The sequence below is a fragment of the Ilumatobacter sp. genome, assembly GCF_049588435.1.
GTDB lineage: Bacteria > Actinomycetota > Acidimicrobiia > Acidimicrobiales > Ilumatobacteraceae > Ilumatobacter_A.
This window is the reverse complement of the sequence record NZ_JBAVYV010000443.1, coordinates 1-18,475: the sequence shown is the minus strand read 5'-3', so window position 1 is coordinate 18,475 and position 18,475 is coordinate 1. Positions and strand designations below refer to the sequence as shown.

At 67.3% G+C, this 18,475-nt stretch carries 17 protein-coding genes and 1 tRNA gene; 2 read left to right on the top strand and 16 right to left on the bottom strand.

The window, feature by feature from the left end; genetic code table 11:
- The 10 genes from WBV89_RS17080 to WBV89_RS17035 form a co-directional block, all read right to left on the bottom strand.
- The coding region (locus WBV89_RS17080) for a lipopolysaccharide kinase InaA family protein (RefSeq protein WP_423982544.1) at positions 1 to 751 on the bottom strand (751 nt) is incomplete at its 3' end.
- A gap of 76 nt (positions 752 to 827) precedes the next feature.
- A complete protein-coding gene (gene mazG / locus WBV89_RS17075) occupies positions 828 to 2,336 on the bottom strand; it encodes a nucleoside triphosphate pyrophosphohydrolase (RefSeq protein ID WP_423982543.1) in 1,509 nt (502 codons plus the stop codon).
- Between the two features lie 13 nt (positions 2,337 to 2,349).
- The gene (locus tag WBV89_RS17070) at positions 2,350 to 3,120 is read right to left on the bottom strand and encodes a hypothetical protein (RefSeq protein WP_423982542.1); all 771 of its coding nucleotides are present in this window, start codon (positions 3,118 to 3,120) and stop codon (positions 2,350 to 2,352) included.
- Positions 3,121 to 3,202: 82 nt separating this feature from the next.
- Complete coding sequence (gene mfd / locus WBV89_RS17065) at positions 3,203 to 6,721, bottom strand: transcription-repair coupling factor (RefSeq protein WP_423982541.1); 3,519 nt, start codon at positions 6,719 to 6,721, stop codon at positions 3,203 to 3,205.
- Positions 6,722 to 6,821: 100 nt separating this feature from the next.
- Positions 6,822 to 7,445 carry an aminoacyl-tRNA hydrolase gene (pth, locus tag WBV89_RS17060; RefSeq protein ID WP_423982540.1) on the bottom strand — a complete coding sequence of 208 codons (624 nt, stop codon included), beginning with the start codon at positions 7,443 to 7,445 and terminating at the stop codon, positions 6,822 to 6,824.
- Between the two features lie 90 nt (positions 7,446 to 7,535).
- On the bottom strand, positions 7,536 to 8,198 hold the full coding sequence (locus WBV89_RS17055; RefSeq protein WP_423982539.1) for a 50S ribosomal protein L25: 663 nt from the start codon (positions 8,196 to 8,198) through the stop codon (positions 7,536 to 7,538).
- A 160-nt stretch (positions 8,199 to 8,358) separates the two neighbouring features.
- Entirely contained in the window at positions 8,359 to 9,330 is a 972-nt protein-coding gene (locus tag WBV89_RS17050) for a hypothetical protein (RefSeq protein ID WP_423982538.1), read from the bottom strand.
- A 290-nt stretch (positions 9,331 to 9,620) separates the two neighbouring features.
- Positions 9,621 to 10,610 (bottom strand): ribose-phosphate diphosphokinase, encoded by a 990-nt coding sequence (locus WBV89_RS17045; protein ID WP_423982537.1) that lies wholly within the window; start codon positions 10,608 to 10,610, stop codon positions 9,621 to 9,623.
- A 47-nt stretch (positions 10,611 to 10,657) separates the two neighbouring features.
- Positions 10,658 to 11,743 (bottom strand): bifunctional UDP-N-acetylglucosamine diphosphorylase/glucosamine-1-phosphate N-acetyltransferase GlmU, encoded by a 1,086-nt coding sequence (locus tag WBV89_RS17040; protein WP_423982536.1) that lies wholly within the window; start codon positions 11,741 to 11,743, stop codon positions 10,658 to 10,660.
- 52 nt (positions 11,744 to 11,795) lie between these two features.
- Positions 11,796 to 11,866, bottom strand: a tRNA-Gln gene (locus WBV89_RS17035).
- 63 nt (positions 11,867 to 11,929) lie between these two features.
- Between WBV89_RS17035 and WBV89_RS17030 the strand changes: the two genes are divergently transcribed.
- Entirely contained in the window at positions 11,930 to 12,022 is a 93-nt protein-coding gene (locus tag WBV89_RS17030) for a 30S ribosomal protein bS22 (RefSeq protein ID WP_015442868.1), read from the top strand.
- A gap of 15 nt (positions 12,023 to 12,037) precedes the next feature.
- On the opposite strand, the gene WBV89_RS17025 is transcribed toward WBV89_RS17030, so the two are convergent.
- The 5 genes from WBV89_RS17025 to metG all read right to left on the bottom strand — a co-directional run bounded on the left by WBV89_RS17025 (position 12,038) and on the right by metG (position 16,548).
- Entirely contained in the window at positions 12,038 to 12,826 is a 789-nt protein-coding gene (locus tag WBV89_RS17025; protein ID WP_423982535.1) for a 4-(cytidine 5'-diphospho)-2-C-methyl-D-erythritol kinase, read from the bottom strand.
- Between the two features lie 4 nt (positions 12,827 to 12,830).
- Positions 12,831 to 13,658, bottom strand: coding sequence for a 16S rRNA (adenine(1518)-N(6)/adenine(1519)-N(6))-dimethyltransferase RsmA (gene rsmA / locus WBV89_RS17020; protein WP_423982534.1), 828 nt, complete (start codon positions 13,656 to 13,658; stop codon positions 12,831 to 12,833).
- Between the two features lie 13 nt (positions 13,659 to 13,671).
- Positions 13,672 to 14,190 carry a hypothetical protein gene (locus WBV89_RS17015; protein ID WP_423982533.1) on the bottom strand — a complete coding sequence of 173 codons (519 nt, stop codon included), beginning with the start codon at positions 14,188 to 14,190 and terminating at the stop codon, positions 13,672 to 13,674.
- A 61-nt stretch (positions 14,191 to 14,251) separates the two neighbouring features.
- Entirely contained in the window at positions 14,252 to 15,025 is a 774-nt protein-coding gene (locus WBV89_RS17010) for a TatD family hydrolase (RefSeq protein WP_423982532.1), read from the bottom strand.
- Entirely contained in the window at positions 15,022 to 16,548 is a 1,527-nt protein-coding gene (gene metG, locus WBV89_RS17005; protein WP_423982531.1) for a methionine--tRNA ligase, read from the bottom strand. The genes WBV89_RS17010 and metG overlap by 4 nt, the downstream gene beginning before the upstream one ends.
- Positions 16,549 to 16,712: 164 nt before the next feature.
- Between metG and WBV89_RS17000 the strand changes: the two genes are divergently transcribed.
- On the top strand, positions 16,713 to 17,504 hold the full coding sequence (locus tag WBV89_RS17000; RefSeq protein WP_423982530.1) for a thioesterase family protein: 792 nt from the start codon (positions 16,713 to 16,715) through the stop codon (positions 17,502 to 17,504).
- A gap of 20 nt (positions 17,505 to 17,524) precedes the next feature.
- On the opposite strand, the gene WBV89_RS16995 is transcribed toward WBV89_RS17000, so the two are convergent.
- Positions 17,525 to 18,337 (bottom strand): HAD family hydrolase, encoded by an 813-nt coding sequence (locus WBV89_RS16995; RefSeq protein WP_423982529.1) that lies wholly within the window; start codon positions 18,335 to 18,337, stop codon positions 17,525 to 17,527.
- Positions 18,338 to 18,475: the final 138 nt, after the last annotated feature.

Below are 18,475 nucleotides of genomic sequence, written 5' to 3'. Positions count from 1 at the left end.
GCCGTCGCAGGCGCTGGTCGATCGTGTGCGTGTCCCCCGGCGCAAAATCCTGTGACGCGGTCAACTCCTCCCAGAGGCTGTGGTAGCGGTCGCTGATCTGCAGCGCGACCTCCATCGGGTCGATGTCCTCGCGCAGCCGACCGCCGGCCTGCAGATCGAGCAGGCCGCCGGCGACGTTCTCGGTGGCGACCTGGAGGTCGAGTCGGCGTTGGCCGTCCGACAGTTGGGGGTACCGCTCGCCGGTCTCGACGTCGATCACGTAGGCGGACAGCGCCCCGGCGTCGCGGCGGAACAACGTGTTCGACAACGAACAGTCACCCCAGAAGTATCCGGCGAGGTGGAGTCGGACCAGCAGGACGACCAGGGCATCGAGAACCCGTTCGCCCAGGTAGGGGATCGTCAACCCGCGGCCGGCGAGCAGCGTGCGGTAGGGGAGCGAGTAGTCGAGGTGGCGTGTGACCAGCATGCCGTCGGCGCCGTCCGCCTTGCCGGTCAGCGCGGCGACGACCTCGGCGGTCGGCAGACCGTCGTCGGCGAGCTCCCGCAGCAGCCGGTACTCCCGGCGAACGAGGTCGTCGGGAAGCTCCTTGATGACGTAGCTCGTCCCGTCGAGCTCGATCAGCCGCACCACATGGCGGTGCAGGCCGAGCACACCGTGCATGTCGGGAAGGGTCCAGCCGGCGAGGCGTTCCGTGAACGGCAGTCCGGCGATGTTCGGATGCTCGGATGGGCTCGCGATCTGGAGACGCATCACGTCATCATGTCGCGAGACGCGATGGGTCCGGCCCACTCCGTCACGCGTCACGCGCTGGAACGGAGTCGTCGCGTCAGGCGGGGCCGGACGATTTGACCCGATCCCAGAGTTCGTCGAGCACGTCGAGCTCGCTCGCCCGGAGGTCGATCCCGGCCTCGCGTGCGAGCTTCTCGACGCCTTCGAACCGGCGCCGGAACTTGTCGGAGGCGGCGCGCAGTGCGAGTTCGGGGTCGACACCGACGTGGCGGGCGACGTTGACTGCAGCGAACAGCAGGTCCCCGAGTTCATCGGCCGTCTCGTCCGGGTCCCCCGACTCGATCGCCTCGATCAACTCGGCGGTCTCCTCGTGGACCTTGGCGATCGGACCTGCGGTGTCGGACCAGTCGAAGCCCACCTTGGACGCCTTGCGGCCGACCTTGGCGGCATATGCCAGCGAGGGCAGCGAGCGGGGGATCCCCTCGAAGATCGATGTGCGGCCCTTCTCGGCCTGCTTGATCTCGTCCCAGTTGGCGAGGATCTCGTCGGTCCCGTCGACGGTGACATCGCCGAACACGTGGGGATGGCGCCGCACGAGCTTGTCGTGGATCCCGTCGGCGATGTCGGCGATCGTGAAACGGCCCTCCTGCTCGGCGATCACGGCGTGGAACTCGATCTGGTAGAGCAGGTCGCCCAACTCCTCGATCAGGTCGGCGTCGGGATCCCGGTCGTCACCGGTGGGTTCGTCACCATCGGCGAGCGCGGCGAGGTCCTGGAGCGCGTCGACCACCTCGTAGGTCTCCTCCAGCAGGTAGGGGATCAGCGATTCGTGCGTCTGCTCGATGTCCCATGGGCAGCGTTCGCGCAAGGTGCGGGTGAGTTCGTGGAACCGGACGTAGCTCCTCCCGACCGGGGCCGCGAGGTTCGGGACGTAGATCGACGTGAGGTGGTTCGCGTCGATCGCGTGGTCCATCTCGGCCCACGTCGTCTCGACGATCATCTCGTCGGGCGTGCCGAGCGCATGGAGCATCGTGACCGGCTCGTCACCGCTGGCATCCTCCGCCGCGAGCTTGATGTCGCTGAGCACCCAGTTCGCGTGGGTGTGGGCGACGAGCAGCGGACCGGATTCACCGGCGGCGCTGACGGCGAATTCGTGACCGTCGATGAGCCGGACGCGTTCTTCGACGGGGTCGATGCCGAGGCGCGACCACGCGACGTCGAGGAACGACATCGCCGGTCGGATGTCGAGCGGGATCGAGTCGCTCGCACAGCGCTCGCGGAGCAAGCGGACCGTTCGTTCCAGTACGAGTGGCGACCCGGGCACCGCGTAGAGAACCGCGCCGTGGGCCCGGGCGTCGTCGACGAGGCGAGTCGCGAGTCGTGCGTACACGGCGTCGAACGTGTCGGCGGTCTCGTACAGGTCATCGTGAGCGATCGCCCCGCCGGGCGCATCGCTCACGAGGTGCGCGGACGGATGGACAGCGGTCCGCAGATGTCGCCGATCGATGCGCTCGATCGTCTGCAGCGTGTCGACGGTGACGTGATCGGGATTGCCCGGGCCGAGGCCGACCACCGTGATCGATGGTGTCGTTCCGGGTGCGGTCATGCGGGTCTCCGGCTCAGCCGAGTGGCGTGACCGCGCCGGTCGCTCGATCGAAGTATCCGTAGCGGGAGTCGACGTGGACGTCGAGGTCGTCCAGAACGAGGCGGACACCCGACGTTTGCCGGACCAGGTCGAGAACCTGTGTCTGCTCCTCGTCGGAGAGCGTGTCGATGTCCTGGAACGAGATCAGCAGGCCGGCCTCGTCGCCCGTCGCGGTCGTGCTGGGAGCGATCGCGATCGGCTCCGCCGAGGTGACGCTCATCAGTGCCAGGACCTCGGCCGACGGCTCACCCTGCGCGGTCAGCTGTGTGATGTCGAAACAGCCTGCGTCGCCGCCGACGTCGACGAGGGAGGGGTCGGTGTTGAACTCGTCGAACACGACCTCGAAATCGGCGCCGTCGCGGAGTTCGTCGGCAGCCTGTTCGGCCTCGTCGACGGTGGAGGCAACCAACAGATCGGCGCAGGTCACCCCGGACGTCTCCATCCCCTGGCGATAGACGCGGGCGAGTTCATCGTCCGGGATCTCCTGGATCATCTCGGGGCTGAACTGGCCCGTGTCGATCGCGGTCGACTCGATCCAACCGGAGATCACGGGTCGCACGAGGTCGAGATCGGCACGTTGCTCGTCGGGTACTGCCTGTTCGTCCAGGAGGTCGTCGAGCCCGTCCTCGGAGAGTTTGACGTCACCGACACGCGCGATCGCGTCGTTGTCCGAGAACGTCGAACAGCCGGCGGTGAGCGCGGTCGCCGTCAGCGGGAGCAGGATCGTCATCAGTCGGCGATTCACCCGCAGCACGCTACCCGTTGCACCCGGCGGCCGCCCTGACGTATCAACTGGGGTCAGACCCCAGTTGATACGCCGGCAACGATCAGGATGGGACGAGGTCGCGGAAGAACTGGACGAGGTAGGTCGCCGGATCCTGGCGTCGGGGGAGCGGCACGACGAGCTGGGAGAGGTCCTCCTTGAACTTCGCGCCCTTCGACAGTCGTCGGAGCCGAATCGTCGCACTGACCGGGAGGTCGATCGGTTGGATGCGCACATCGCTCGACGTGATCTGCAGGTCGCGCACACCGAGGCGGTGGCATTCGGCCCGCAGGTAGCCGACCTGGAGGAGCGATTCGGCCGGCGCCGGGAGCGGGCCGTAGCGGTCCTCCCACTCGGTGCGGATGTCGTCGACCTGGGATTCGGTCGTGACGTCGGCCAGCCGGCGGTAGGCCTCGAGTCGCAGCTCTTCCTTCTCGACGTAGTCGCCGGGAAGGAACGAATCGGTGGGCACGTCGAGCTTGATCTCGGCGGGCTGATTCGGCGCGGGCTCGCCCTTCATCTCGCTGACCGCCTCGGTGACCATCTGGCAGTAGAGGTCGTAGCCGACGGCGGCAATGTGGCCCGACTGGGATTCACCGAGCAACGACCCGGCACCACGGATTTCGAGGTCGCGCATGGCGATCTTGAAGCCCGAACCGAGCTCGGTCGATTCGCCGATCGTGCGCAGCCGCTCGTAGGCCTCCTCGGTCAGGGTCTTGTCCCGCGGGTGGAAGAGGTACGCGTACGCGCGCTGGCCGGACCGGCCGACACGACCGCGGATCTGGTGCATCTGACCGAGGCCGAGCAGGTCGGCTCGCTCGACGACCATCGTGTTGACGGCGGGCATGTCGATCCCGGACTCGATGATCGTGGTGCAGACGAGCACGTCGAACTCGCCGTCCCAGAAGTCCTGCACGATCTGTTCGAGCGAACCCTCGTCCATCTGGCCGTGGGCGATCGCGATGCGTGCCTCCGGAACGAGTTGGCGGAGGCGTTGCGCGCACGTGTCGATCGATCGGACGCGGTTGTGGATCCAGAAGACCTGGCCCTCGCGGAGCAGTTCGCGACGGATCGCCTCGACCGCGACGCGTTCGTCGTACTCGCCGACGTAGGTGAGGATCGGTTGACGCTCGGCGGGCGGCGTCTGGAGCAGGGAGAGGTCGCGAATGCCGACCAGGCTCATCTCGAGTGTCCGCGGAATCGGAGTGGCGGAGAGGGTGAGGACGTCGACGTTCGTCTTCATCCGCTTCATCTTCTCCTTGTGCTGTACCCCGAACCGCTGCTCCTCGTCGACGACGAGGAGGCCGAGGTCCTTGAAGTTGATGTCGGCGCCGAGCAGTCGGTGGGTTCCGATGACGCAGTCGACCTCGCCGGACTTGACGTCCTGGATGACCTTCTTCGCCTGCGCGGGTGTCAGGAATCGCGAGAGCACCTCGACCCGGATCGGGTACCCGGCGAATCGGTCGGCGAACGTGTTTCCATGCTGGGTCGCCAGGAGGGTCGTCGGAGCGAGCACGGCGACCTGCTTTCCGTCCTGGATCGCCTTGAATGCGGCCCGGATCGCGATCTCGGTCTTGCCGAACCCGACATCGCCGCACACGAGGCGATCCATCGGGAACTCGCGCTCCATGTCGGACTTGATGTCGATGATGGCGCGGTGCTGGTCCGGTGTCTCGACGAACGGGAAGGCGTCCTCCATCTCCGCCTGCCAGGGCGTGTCCTGAGCGAACTGGTGGCCCTCGGCGGTCACCCGCTGCTGGTAGAGGAGCACGAGTTCCTGGGCGACCTGGCGAACCTCGGACTTGACCTTGCTCTTCGTCTTGGCGAAGTCCGATCCTCCGAGCTTGTGCATCTTCGGGGCCTCGCCGCCGACGTACTGGCGGATCGTGTCGATCTGGTCCGACGGGATGTAGAGCTTGTCGCCGCCCTTGTACGCGACGAGCAGGTAGTCGCGCTCCACACCGCCGATCGCCCGCTTGACCATTCCCTCGTACTGGCCGACGCCGTGCTGGTGGTGGACGACGTAGCTGCCGGTCTTGAGGTCCTCGAACGTGCTCGCCGTCTCACCGCGCTTGCGCGAGCGCGCCTTGCGGTGCGCGCGTCGACGTCCGGTCAGGTCGGATTCGGCGACGATCGCGATCTTCGCGTTCGGCAGTGTCGCGCCGCGGTGCAGCGGTGCGACCACGATCGAACCACCGCTGGGCAACTCGTCGGATCGGCCGGACACCAGCGCGAAGTCGAGACCCTGGTCGAGCAGGAGCGACTTGAGTCGTCGGGCGGAGCCATCGCCGTCCGCTGCGACGATGACGCGGTAGTCGTCGGCGAGCAGATCGCGCAGACGGTCGGTCAGCCCGGTGCCGTCGCCGACCACGGGGCCCCACCCCATCGCTTCGACGACCGGGGTGTCGGGCGCCTCGGGGGTCGAGTCGATCGACCAGAAGGATCCGGCGCCAGCGAGCAGCACGTCGGGGTCGGCGTGGAGGCGGGGGAAGGTCTTGTCGGGATCGCGTGCCCACGTCGACGCCAACGTGCGCGCGAGGTCGTCCTCCTCGGCGATCAGATCAGCGGCCCGGTCGCGCATGCGGCGGGGCTCGACGAGCAGCACCTTCGAGTTGTCGGGGAGCACGTCGGTGATCAGGGTGTCGTCGTCGACGAGCCACGGGAGCCACGACTCCATCCCGTCGAAGTGGTTGCCCTCGGCGAGGCGTTCCCACTGCTCTCGACCCCACGGTTCGGTCTCGAGGAGCGCCGTCGCGCGTTCGCGGACGTCGGCGGTCGGGGTCAGTTCACGGGCCGGGAAGATGCGCGCCTCGGCCAGGTCGGTCGTCGAACGCTGGTCGTTGACGCTGAACCGTGTCAGGCGATCGACCTCGTCGCCCCACAGGTCGATGCGGATCGGTGCGTCGGCGCGGGCCGGATAGACGTCGACGATCGCTCCCCGTCGAGCGAACTCGCCGCGGTGTTCGACGACTTCCTCGCGCCGGTATCCGAAGCGGACCAGCGTCTCGGCCAACACATCGGGATCGACCTCGCCGCCCGGTCGGACAACGACCGGTTCGACGGCGAGCGCGCCGGGTCCGAGCTTCTGGAGCAATCCGCGGACTCCGGCGACGATCACCTTCGGTGCCCGCTCCGGATCGCGCAACCGCCACAGCACGTCGAGTCGCTGACCCATCGTCTCGACGTTGGGGCTGACCCGTTCGAACGGGAGCGTCTCCCAACCCGGGAAGAGCGCGAGTTCGTCCTCGTCGAGGAACTGGGTGAGGTCGTCGTGGAGTTGACGCGCCATCGTGCCGGTCGGACAGGCGACGAGCAGGGGGCGCCGGTTCGACAGCATGGCGAGCGCCGCGATCGAGATCGGGCGGGCGACCTCGACGACCGCGAGACGGGCCTCGGGTTCGCCGAGCGCCCGGGTGAGGCCGGGTTCGTCGCGCAACAGCGGCGCCAACGAACGCAGCGGAGCGTCGGTGGATCCCGACGAGTCGCCGTCCGCGTCGTGCGCATCGTCGTGCGGACCGGTGGAGGAGGTGCCCTGGGCAACCGATCGGAGTTCGTCGTGGCGCAGATCGGTCACGTCAGCCATTGAACTCTGTGTGGCCCGCAATGCGACCACAGCAGGGCCGTTCTCGTGAACTGTTTGGGCACACCGTGCGCGAAGAGTTCACGAGGTCGCCCGCGGCGGGTCACACCCGGGTGTTGTAACGCTGCATCGCGGCGTCGATCCCGTCCGCGATGATCATCTCGACGGCGTCGGCCGCTTCGACGACCGAGACATCGAGCACGTCGCGCTGGCTTTTCGGGACCTTGGCGAGGACGTGGACCTTGCCGACGTGGGCGCTGTCGGGCTTGCCGACACCGATCCGCACGCGGAGATAGTCCTGGGTCTTCAGGTGCTGGGAGATCGACCGCAGACCGTTGTGTCCGGCGAGTCCGCCACCGGCCTTGACCTTCAATGCGCCGGGCGGCAGATCGAGTTCGTCCTGGATCACGATGATGTTCTCGGGCGATTCGATCCGGAACCGTCGGACCAGCGCCCCGACGGCGCGCCCTGATTCGTTCATGTACGTGATCGGAAACGCGAGCGCGGTGCGACGGTCGACACCGCCCGGTCCTGCGAAGCGCGTCTCTGCGACGAGTGCGTTGTCGCGTCCGCCCTTGAGCGTGACGCCGCGGCGTTCGGCGAGGAGCTGGAGCGCGTCCTCGCCGACGTTGTGGCGGGTGTTCGCGTACTTCGCACCGGGATTGCCGAGCCCGACGACGAGCCAATCGAACGGTGCACCCTTGCCCTCGCGGCCGAAGAGGCTCATGGCCGGGCTCCCATCACCGACCACGTCCGCCGAAAACGACACGATCCGACGCGCCGGGCGCGTCGGATCGTGCAGGAATGCGGAGTTCGGTCACTCGCCCGATTCGTCGGGGGCGTCGCCCTCGCCGGCTTCGCCTTCGCTCTCGGCCAACGCTGCCGCGGCAGCGGCTTCGGCGGCCTCTTCGTCGAGGACGGGTGTGCGCATGACGCCCACGGTGATCACGGTCGACTCGGGGTCGTGGGTCGCTGTGACGCCGGACGGGATCGCCAGGTCGGCGATGGTGATCGTCGAGTCCATGTCCATGTCGGACACGTCGAACACGATCTCGTCCGGGATGTTGCGCGGTGTGGTCGAGACCTCGAGATCGGTCATGATCTGGTCGATCAGGCCGTTGTTGTCGTTGACTTCCTTGGCCGAGCCGGTCAGGTGGATCGGGACCCGCACGATGATCTCCTCGTTCAGGTTCACCTGGATGAAGTCGAGGTGTTCGATCGTCAGGCGCACCGGGTGGCGCTGGGCTTCCTTGATGATCGACGGGTACATCTCACCGTCGACGGTGAGGTCGACGATCGTGTTCAGGCCCGAGCTTCCGGACAGCGCCGCGCGGAGTTCGCGTCGGTCGACCGAGATGCTGAGCGGGTCCATGCCCTGCCCGTAGACGACGGCCGGGATGCGGCCTTCGCTGCGGAGTCGGCGCGACGAGGAGCTCCCGGTCGTCCGGCCGGAGGTTGCGTTGAGAATGGTCTCGGTCATGGTGTGTGGTGTCCAAACGTGTGCGGCGGGTGCCTGGAGAATCTGATCATCACCAAGTGCCACCGGTCGAAATACAGCAGCAAGCAACGCTATCGCCCCCACCCCGAGACTCGGCCGCCCGGGGAAATTTCGTGAGATCGTGACGAAATCCGTCATGATCTCACGAAATTCCCTCACGTTCGTTGCCGACCGAGGGCGGGTCGTGGAACAGCGCCGCGCGATGTCGATAGGCGCGCTGGACCATTTCTGCAGCTTGTCGGGGGTCGCAGCGGAGCGATTCGTCGAGCTGAATCGTCTCCCACCCGATCGCGAGGGCACCGAGCACCCGGGCGTTGTCGCGCCGCATTGCATCATCACCTCCGTGCCACCAGCTGTGTCCTGGCTCGACGCACAGACGAAGCCCCGGCCATGCCAGATCGACACGGATGCGCTGACCCGATGCGAGCTGGAGTTGGTGTTGACGGACTGGGTCGGGCAAGCCGACAGCACGCAGGGCGGCGATCAGGTCGAGCTCGAGTCCGCTCTCCGCAGGTCGATCCTGTTCGAGAGCGGCCTCCAGCCACCGTTCCATCCGCAGTGTGCCGTCCTTGCCCTGTCGTCGGTGGTGCCGGAGGTACATCGCTGCCGAGGCGGGCGAGATCAATCGCAGGTGCCAGCAGTCCTCGGCGGCGCGCTGGAATCGGTCGTCGTCCAGGCGAGCAGCGAGGTCGTACAGCATGCGGTGTGGTTCGGCCACGATGGCTCCACCGGCCAGCCGGCGTCGGTGACGTCGAGCGTCGTATGAGGTCGTCGAACGGAGGGCCACCCACGCGGGAAGGTTCGGCCGGTCGCCCGCAGGCACGGTCGCGCAGATCGGATCGCTCGCCATTTCCCGAAGGTTGTACAGCCGCCCCGCCGTCGCTCCCGACAAGAACCCGCGCTCACCGAGGTGGAGCGACACCGCGGTCGCGCGCGCCAGGAATGTGTCCGGTGACGAGCACAGTCGAATCGTCTGAGTGGTGACATCGACGACCAATCTTTGTCGGCGGGCGCGGGACAACTGGGCATTTGAACAGCCGAGATCGTCGAGTTGGGACCGGCTGACGACACCGAACTGACGAGCAGCGAGTTGGAGGAGCGCAGAGTGGATCACACCTCACACGGGGTCGTCAGTTCGCTCGACCGGAAACACATCGGTCAGCCCCGAGAATGCCGAAGTCGACCGAAACTTCGTCGGATCGTGACGATCAGCGTCTCGATCACACGAAATTCGCGCCGAGTGGCCGGAGCGCCGCAGAATTCCGTCGGATCGTGACGGGAGGCGTCCAGATCCACCGAAATTTCATCGGGTGCGGGTGCGGGTGCCGGGATTGTGCGTCGGACGGGTGGGGCTGCGCGTCGGGGTTGCGGCTGGGGTGGGTTGCGCGGGCCGGTGCGGCCGGGTCAGGCGAGGTTTTCGCCGTCGAAGATGTCGCTCACGCTGGTGTCGTCGAAGACCGCGCCGAGGGCCTCGGCGATCAGCGGTGCGACCGACAGGACTTCGACGTTCGGGAGCTGCTTCTCGGGCGGAAGCGGCAGCGAGTTGGTCAGCACCAGCCGCTCGATGGGAGCGTTCTTGAGCCGGTCGACCGCGGGGCCGGACAGCAATCCGTGGGTCGCCATCGCCCAGACTTCCTTGGCGCCACGCTTCTTCAGCAGTTCGGCGGCGGCGACGATCGTGCCACCGGTGTCGATCATGTCGTCGGTGAGCACGCAGGTACGGCCGGCGACGTCACCCATCACCTCGGCGGCCTCGGCCACGTTGTGCGAACCCTTCGGCCGGCGCTTGTAGATGAACGCCAGGTCGGCGCCACAGTCGGCGAGGTGTTGGGCCATCCGCTCGGCGACCTTGATCCGTCCGGCATCGGGGGACACGATCACCGGCTCGGTCGCATTCGCCCGGACGTACTGCTCGAGCACCGGCATCGCGGTGAGGTGGTCGACCGGACCGTCGAAGAAGCCCTGGATCTGGCCGGAGTGGAGATCGATCGAGATCATCCGCTTCGCACCGGCTTCTTTGAACATGTCGGCGATGAGCCGGGCCGTGATCGGCTCGCGGCCCGCAGCCTTGCGGTCCTGGCGGGCGTAGCCGTAGAACGGGCAGACCGCGGTGATCCGCTTCGCGGAAGCACGGGAGGCCGCGTCGATCATGATCATGTGCTCCATGATCGAGTCGTTGACCGATCGTCCGTCGACGCCGAAGTGGGTCTGCATGACGAAGACGTCGGTGCCGCGCACGGACTCGCCGAAGCTGCAGCGCACCTCGCCGTTCGCGAACTCGACGAGATTGTCATGACCGAGTTCGATGTTGAGATGGGTTGCCACCTCCTGCGCGAGCACCGGATGGGTGCGCCCCGTATAGAGCGCAAGTCGCTTGGTGGTGACCTTTTCCATGATGGGTCTGTGATCCTCCCGCGGTCTCATCGACCGGTCGACTTCGGTCATCCCGCGGGCGCAGTGTAGAACGCGCCCGTCGTGCTTTCCGACGCCACGGACGAGCCGGGCGGCAGATGTGCGTACGGGCCGACCACCGCGCCGCGTCCGACCTCTGCATCGTGCCCGACGGTCTGGGCGACGTGGGCGTCGGGTCCGACGGCACAGTCGACGAGTTGGACGTCGGGACCGATCTCGCAGCCATCGCCGATTGCGGTCGTTCCCTGCAGCATCGACCCGGGGTAGACCGTGACGTCGCGCCCGATCGTGACGTTGACGTCGATGAAGGTCTGGCGGGGGTCGAGCATCGTGACGCCGTTCAGCAGCCAGCGGCGGTTGGTGCGGGCGCGGAGTTCACGCTCGGCCAGGGCCAACTGCCAACGATCGTTGACGCCCTGGGTCTCGGCCGCAGGTGCGCGGACGCACCCGACCCGATGACCCATCGAAGCGAGCACGGAGATCACGTCGGTGAGGTAGTACTCGCCCTGGACGTTGTCGGTGGTCAGCGTGCGCAACGCCGGTCCGAGCAGGTCTCGTCGGAAGGCGTAGATCGACGTGCACACCTCGCGCACGTCGAGTTCGTCGGGTGTCGCGTCGCGCTGTTCCACGATCCGCTGGACCTGGCCGTCGGACTGGCGGATCACGCGCCCGTAGCCGGTCGGATCGTCCATGATCGACGTCAGCATCGTGGCGGCGTTCTCGTTCGCGACGTGGGTCGCCACCAGCTCGTCGAGCGTTTCGGCGCGCAGGAGGGGAGCATCGCCGGGGAGGATCACGATCGTGGTGTCGTCGTCGTAGTCGTCGCCGTCGAATGCGGTCATCCCGATCGCCGCCGCGTCACCGGTTCCGTTCTGCTCGGTCTGCTCGACGAACGCGACGCTCGCCCAGGTCGGCGCCATCTCCTGCACCTTCTTGGTGACCTGTTCGGCTCCGTGGCCCACGACGATCGCGGTGCGGTCCGGGGTCAGCTTCTCGAGGGCGTGGATCACGTGGAGCACCATCGCCCGCCCGCAGATCATGTGGAGCGGCTTGGGTCGACTCGACCGCATTCGCGTCCCTTCACCTGCAGCGAGCACGATCGCCGAAACGCTCATGTCAACGAGGCTACTGGCGCGCATGCCCGCGAAAACGTGGACCGCGCCACAGTTCCCGGGAGAGGAATCGAACCCCTATTCTCGGCACCAAAAACCGCTGTCTTACCGTTAGACGACCCGGGAGGGCAGGCGTCACGGTAGCGGCGCGTGGCGCCACTGGCCACGCCCGATAGCGTGGTCCGCCTTATGGGTTCTCTGATCAAGAAGCGCCGCAAGCGCATGCGGAAGAAGAAGCACAAGAAGATGCTTCGCCGCACGCGTCACCAGCGTCGCAAGTAGTCGATATTCGAATCGTCACGAGTCGAACGGTTCCGCCGTCGTTCTCGTGACCACCACACGAGCGCCCTTGTCGACCAAGTCGCCGAGGGCGTCGTCGCGCTCGTCGGAGGTGAACGCGCGCTCGGTGAACCACGTGGCCCCGCTCCCTGCGAGCACGGGTGCTTCTCCGATGCGTTCGGTGATCATGTCGCGCCACCACGCCAACCGCGGCTCGGTGGCGAGCGCTCCGGCTTCGAGGTCGTTCGGGCCATCGCTCGTCGGTCCGCCGAGTTCGTCCCAGGCTCGATAGGCCGCGGGGGTCGGGATCGAGAGCGGCGGGATGATCAGCGTGATCTCGCGATCGAGCGGCGGCAGTGGTTCGACGATCTCGCCGATTCCGCTCACCTGGGCCCGTCCCCCGACCAGACAGAACGAGATGTCGGCTCCGAGTTTCGACGCCTCGGCGAGTCGTACGGGGTCGGTTCCGAATCCTGCCCAGCGGAGCACGGCTGCGGCGTCGGTCGATCCGCCTCCGAGCCCGCCACCGTGCGGGATCCGCTTGTCGATGGTCACGTGTCCGGATCGACCGACCATCTCGAGCGCCCGCGCGACCAGGTTCGACCGATCGACCGGCACGCCCTCGGCGAACGGTCCGGTGACGTCGAGCCCCCGACCGGTCGGCTCGATCGTGAGAAGGTCGTGAACGTCGAGGCTGACCATCTCGGCGTCGATCAGGTGGTAGCCGTCGGAGCGGACGCCGACGATGCGCAGTGAGCGCGTGAGTTTGGCATGGGCTCGAAGTTCGACGGAATCCGGACTCGACACGTGATCAGCCGCCCGAAACAGCCGTGGTGAGTCGAACCCATGCCCCGAGATCGAGGTCCTCTGGGCGATCGGTCGGGGCGACGTCGGCGGATGCGAACTGCTCGTCGGTGACGACGCCGCTCAACGACTTGCGCAACATCTTGCGGCGCTGTCCGAACGCGGTCCGAACCAGCCCGAACAACGCCTGCGGGTCGGCGTCGGGCGGCCGTCGACGCGTGATCTCGACGAGTGCGGACTCGACGTTCGGGGTCGGGAGGAAGACCGAAGCGGGAACGAATCCGACGATGCGTGCGGTGCCCCAGTACGCGGCCTTCACGCTGATCGCTCCATAGGCGCGGGACCCGGGTGCCGCCGCGAATCGCTCGGCGACTTCGCGCTGGACCATCACCAGCAGGCGCGTCACGTGTGCGACATCGTCGAGGATGTCGCACACGAGGGGAGTTCCGACGTTGTACGGAAGGTTGGCGACGAGGGTCCAGCCGCCTTCGACCGTGGGGTCGAGCAGGGTGTTCCAATCCGCCTGCATCGCGTCGGCTTCGATCACCGTGATGTTGGTCGCACCGGAGTCGGCGACGATCTGGCGGAGCACCGGAACGACGCCGTGGTCGACTTCGATCGCGGTGATCGATGCCCCGGTCTCGGCGAGGGCGAGCGTCAGCGATCCGAGGCCTGCCCCGACTTCGACGACGTGATCGGACGGTCCGACTCGGGCGAGGACCGCGATTCTGCGGACGGTGTTCGGATCGACGACGAAGTTCTGCCCGAGGTCACGGCGCGGAGCGAGTCCGTGGTCGTCGAGCAGTGAACGGACGGTGGGCCGTGAATGGGTCAACGTGTGGATCCGGTCATTGCGTCAACTCGATCGTGATCGGGGCTTCGGTGACATCTGCGAGTTTGGTGAAGGAACCGGTGTGGAGGACGACGTCGGCGACCTGTCCCTGCGGAGCCTGGGCGGTGACGCAGGTGAGTGAACGTCCGTTGTCGAGGTTCGTGATCGTCACCGGGATGCCGAGACCGACGTTGCGGAGCAGGCACGTGTTCACCCCGGGGACCGTGCTGCGGTAGCTGGCGGACAGCACGAGCGGCGCGGTCTCGGGTCGGGTGGGGACCGCGATCTCGTTCACGCCGGGCACCGCCTCGCCGACGGGCCCGTCGAGGAATGCGGGGTCGGCGTCACTCACGACGATCGGTGGGCGATTCGACGCGTCGTTCACGTCGAGGGCCGCCTCGTCGACCGTCACGCTGGTCGGATCGTCGGCGGTCGCGTCGTCGCGCTGGCTGTAGAAGTAGATCGCGGGCAGCGCGATGAGGGTGAGGAGCGCCAGGATCAGGAAGCGCCGCCGATCGATGTCTTCGAATGCCATGGTGAGTCCTCGTTGGGCAGCGTATCCGGCGCCTGCGCGCCCGGCCGGGCGGCGGCAGGTGTCAGCCGATGGTCAGCCGATGGCCGAACGCAGCGTGGGTTGCTGCGACGGTTGCGGCGGCGAATTCGTCGACCGGTTCATCGCGCAGGTCGGCGAGGAACTGGCCCACGTGTGGCACCCACGCCGGTCGGTTCTGCTTGCCGCGGTGTGGAACGGGGGCGAGATACGGGCTGTCGGTTTCGATCAACAGTCTGTCGGCCGGACACAACCGGGCGGCCTCCTGCACGTCCCGGGCCGAATTGAACGTGACGATGCCGGAGAACGACAGGTGGATCCCGCGTTCGAGTCCGCGCTCGGCCGCGTCGGGTCCACCGGTGAAGCAGTGGAAGATCGTCCGGTCGGGAACGCCCTCGGCGTCGAGGATCTCGAACGTCTCGTCCCACGCGTCGCGGGTGTGGATCACGAGCGTCAGATCGTGCTCGTGTGCGAGGGCGATGTGTTCGGCGAACACCGTGCGCTGTGCATCGCGGGGCGAGTGCTCGTAGTAGTAGTCGAGCCCCGCTTCGCCGACCGCGACGATTCCGTCGGTGTCGAGCAGGTCGACGATCGACGAGGTGCCGTGCACGGCCTCGTGTGGATGGACGCCGACGGTGGCGAACACGTTGTCGTGGCGGCTCGCTACGTCGATCGCCGCCAGTGATGTCGCGCGGTCGCATCCGACGGTGACGAGGATGTCGACACCCATGTCGGCGGCCGCGGCGACGGCTCCGTCCGGACCGTCGGGGATCCGCTCGTCGTGGATGTGACAGTGCGAGTCGATGTAGCGGGGGCTCACAGCTTGATCCGTGGGAAGAGCGGGTCGCCCTTCACGACCGGGTTTCCGGCCGGGTAGCCACCCCACGCCGCAGCCTCCGGAAGACGCTGATCGGCCACGTCGCCGCTCATCCCGATGCGTTCCCAGACGGCCTGCGCGGTGTCGGGAATCGCGGGTGAACACAGGATCGCGACGATCCGCAACGCTTCGAGTGCGTCGCCCATCACCCGGTCCACGTCGGAGCCCGGTTCGGACTTCCACGGTTCGTTCTGCTCGAGATGCGAGTTGGTGGCGCGGATCAGTCCCCACGTTGCGTCGAGGGCTCGACTCGGTTGAAGGTCCTCCCAGTACGCCGCAGAATCGGTGAATGCCGTGGCCGCTGCGACGGCGAGTGGGCTGTCGGGGTCGGGCGCCGTGCCGACCCCGTCGCACTTCTTGCCGACGACGGTGGCGACGCGTGCCGCGAGGTTGCCGAGGTTGTTGGCAAGGTCCGAGTTGTAGCGGCCGACGAGTCCCTCGTACGTGAAGTCGCCGTCGCTGCCGTACGGGGTCTCGGCGAGGACGTAGTAGCGGAATCCGTCGAGTCCGATGTCGTCGATCAGGTCGAGTGGGTTGACGACGTTGCCCGACGTCTTGGACATCTTCTCGCCACCGACCAACAACCAGCCGCCGATCGCCCATCGTTTCGGCAGCTCGACTCCGGCCGACATCAACATCGCGGGCCAGTACACGCAGTGCTGGCGGACGATGTCCTTGCCGATCAGGTGGGTTGCGGGCCACCAGTCCTCGAAGTCCTGGTCGTCGGATCCGAAACCGACGGCCGCGAGGTAGTTGGTCAACGCGTCGAACCACACGTACGTGACGTGCTGCGGGTCCCAGGGGAGGGGGATGCCCCATTCGAGCGAGGTGCGGCTGATCGAGAAGTCGCGCAGGCCGCCACGGATCAGGCCGAGCGCCTCGTTGCCGCGATGCTCGGGGGTCATCGCGGTCGGATGTTTGGCGTACCAATCGAGCAGGCGGTCCTGGAATCGGCTGAGTCGGAAGAAGTAGTTCTCCTCCTCGAAGTACTCGACCGGCCGCTGGTGGATCGGGCAGAGCTCGCCAGCGCCGGCTTCACCCTCTGCCGAGACCAACTCGTCGTCGGAGTAGTACTCCTCACAGGCGACGCAGTACTTGCCGGCGAACGTGTCGAGTTCGATGTCGCCCGCGTCGTAGCAGCGCTGCAGCAGTTCGGCGACCGCGTCCTTGTGCCGCTGTTCGGTCGTGCGGATGAAGTCGTCGTTGGCGATGTTGAGCTTCTCCCACGCTGCGGCGAACTTCGGCGCGATCTCGTCGGTGAACGCCTGCGGGGTGACGCCGGCGGCCTCGGCAGCCTGCTGGATCTTCAGGCCGTGCTCGTCCGTGCCGGTCAGGAATTTCGTCGGGGTCCCGAACAGACGGCTCCACCGGGTGATCGCGTCACCGATGATCGTGGTGTACGCGTGCCCGAGGTGCGGCTCGGCATTCACGTAGTAGATCGGTGTCGTCACATACGTCCGGCTCACGCCGTGCACGCTACTGGCCGAGTCCGTGCGCCCGTCCCGACGTTTGCGGCCCGAATCCCGCCAACGCACATCGGTGCCAGGCACCGACGTGCATTTTCGGCGGACCGGAAGTCACAGCGGTGCGGCTGGGTGTCGGACGAACTTGGTGCGTACGGTTTCGCTCCGTGAATCGCTTCGCAGATGCCACCGCTGTCCGATCGATCGGTGACGGCCGCTACGCCGGGGTCGTCCACGAGGGCTGGGACATCGGCGGCAACGCGAACGGTGGGTACCTGCTGGCGATCGCGGCGCGGGCGATGGCCGATGCGGTCGGACGTCCGCCGCTCACCGTGACGGCCCACTATCTGCGCCCGGCCCCGGCCGCCGACTGTGAGATCGATGTGGCGATGGTCCGCTCGGGCCGACGGCTCGCCACTGCGACTGCGAGTCTGTCGATCGGTGGCAAATCGACGCTGCAGGTGCTCGGGTCGTTCGGCGAACAGACTCCCGGGGGACCGAGTCGGCAGATGGAGGAGCAGGTCGGCCTGCCTGCGTACACGGACTGCGTGACCGCACCTCCGCCGAACGAGGGTCCGAACCCGGCGCTGATGGAGAAGATCGACGTGCGGATGCTCCCGGAGGACGGTGGATTCCGGAGCGGCGAGCCGTCCGGTCGGGCCGAGATCAGTGGATGGTTCGCGCTCGCGGACGAAGAACCGGTCGACGCGATCGGCCTGATGCTCGTCGCGGATGCATTTCCGCCGCCGGTGTTCAACTCCGGCCTGCCGGTCGCCTGGGTGCCGACCGTCGAACTCACGGTGCACGTCCGCGGAGTCCCGGCTCCGGGTCCGCTGCGGTGTTCGTTCCGTTCCCGCTTCATCCACGACGGTTTGCTCGACGAAGAGGGAGAGGTGTGGGATTCGACCGGCACCCTCGTCTGTCAGTCGCGTCAGCTCGCGCTCATGCCTCGCCCGTGACCTGAGCGGGTCAGCGCGGGTCAGCGGCGGAAGACGCCGGAGCGTCGTTTGCGGCCGACCTGCGTGCCGATCGCGAAACCGCCGATGCCGATGCCCGCGGTCGCCACACCGGACAGCGTGCGGCGCAGGACCGACTTCGTCCGCTGGCTGAAGATCACGATCGGCCACCCGTTGCGACGGGCGTGGCGTTCGAGCTTCGAGTCGGGGTTGACGGCGACCGGATGTCCGACCGCATCGAGCATCGGGAGATCGCTCGCCGAATCGCTGTAGGCGTAGCTCTGCGCAAGGTCGTAGCTGTTCCACGACGCGACGGCCTGCATCGCCTCGACCTTGCCCTCGCCGTAGCAGAACGGACCGTCGAGTTCACCGGTGTACTTGCCGTCCTCGACACGGCTGCGCGTGCCGATCCCGCCGGTCATCCCGAGGGCGTGCGCGAGCGGCTCGACGATCTCCTGCGGTGCGGCCGACACGATGAACGTGTCGCGTCCTGCTCGTCGGTGACGCTCGAGCAGACGCTTCGCTTCGGGCCGGACGCGCTGGATCAGCCGGGGGAGGACCTCGGCGTTGAGACCCTGGAGTTCGACCTGGCGGAGTCCTGTGACGGCGCCGAGGATCCGCTTGCGGACCTCGTCGCTCGTGTCATCGCTGGCCCCGAACAGCTTGAAGGCGACGGCGCTGCCGGCATCCCGAACGAATTCGTGGGTGGGGATCAGGCCGACCTTGCGGGCCTGGATCGCCAAGGTGAACGCGGACGATCCCGAGATCAGGGTGCGATCGAGGTCGAAGAAGGCCGCGCTCGGCCCGCTTCCCGTGACGGTGACGTACTCGGTCATCGGGTCCAGTCTGCCGGGTCAAACGTCGGTCGCGGGATCGAGCCCGAGCGCGAGGTCGTACACCTCGCGCTTGCGACGGCCGGTCGCGGTCGACACCGCGGCGGTGGCGTCCCGCTTCGAGGAACCACCGTCGAGCGC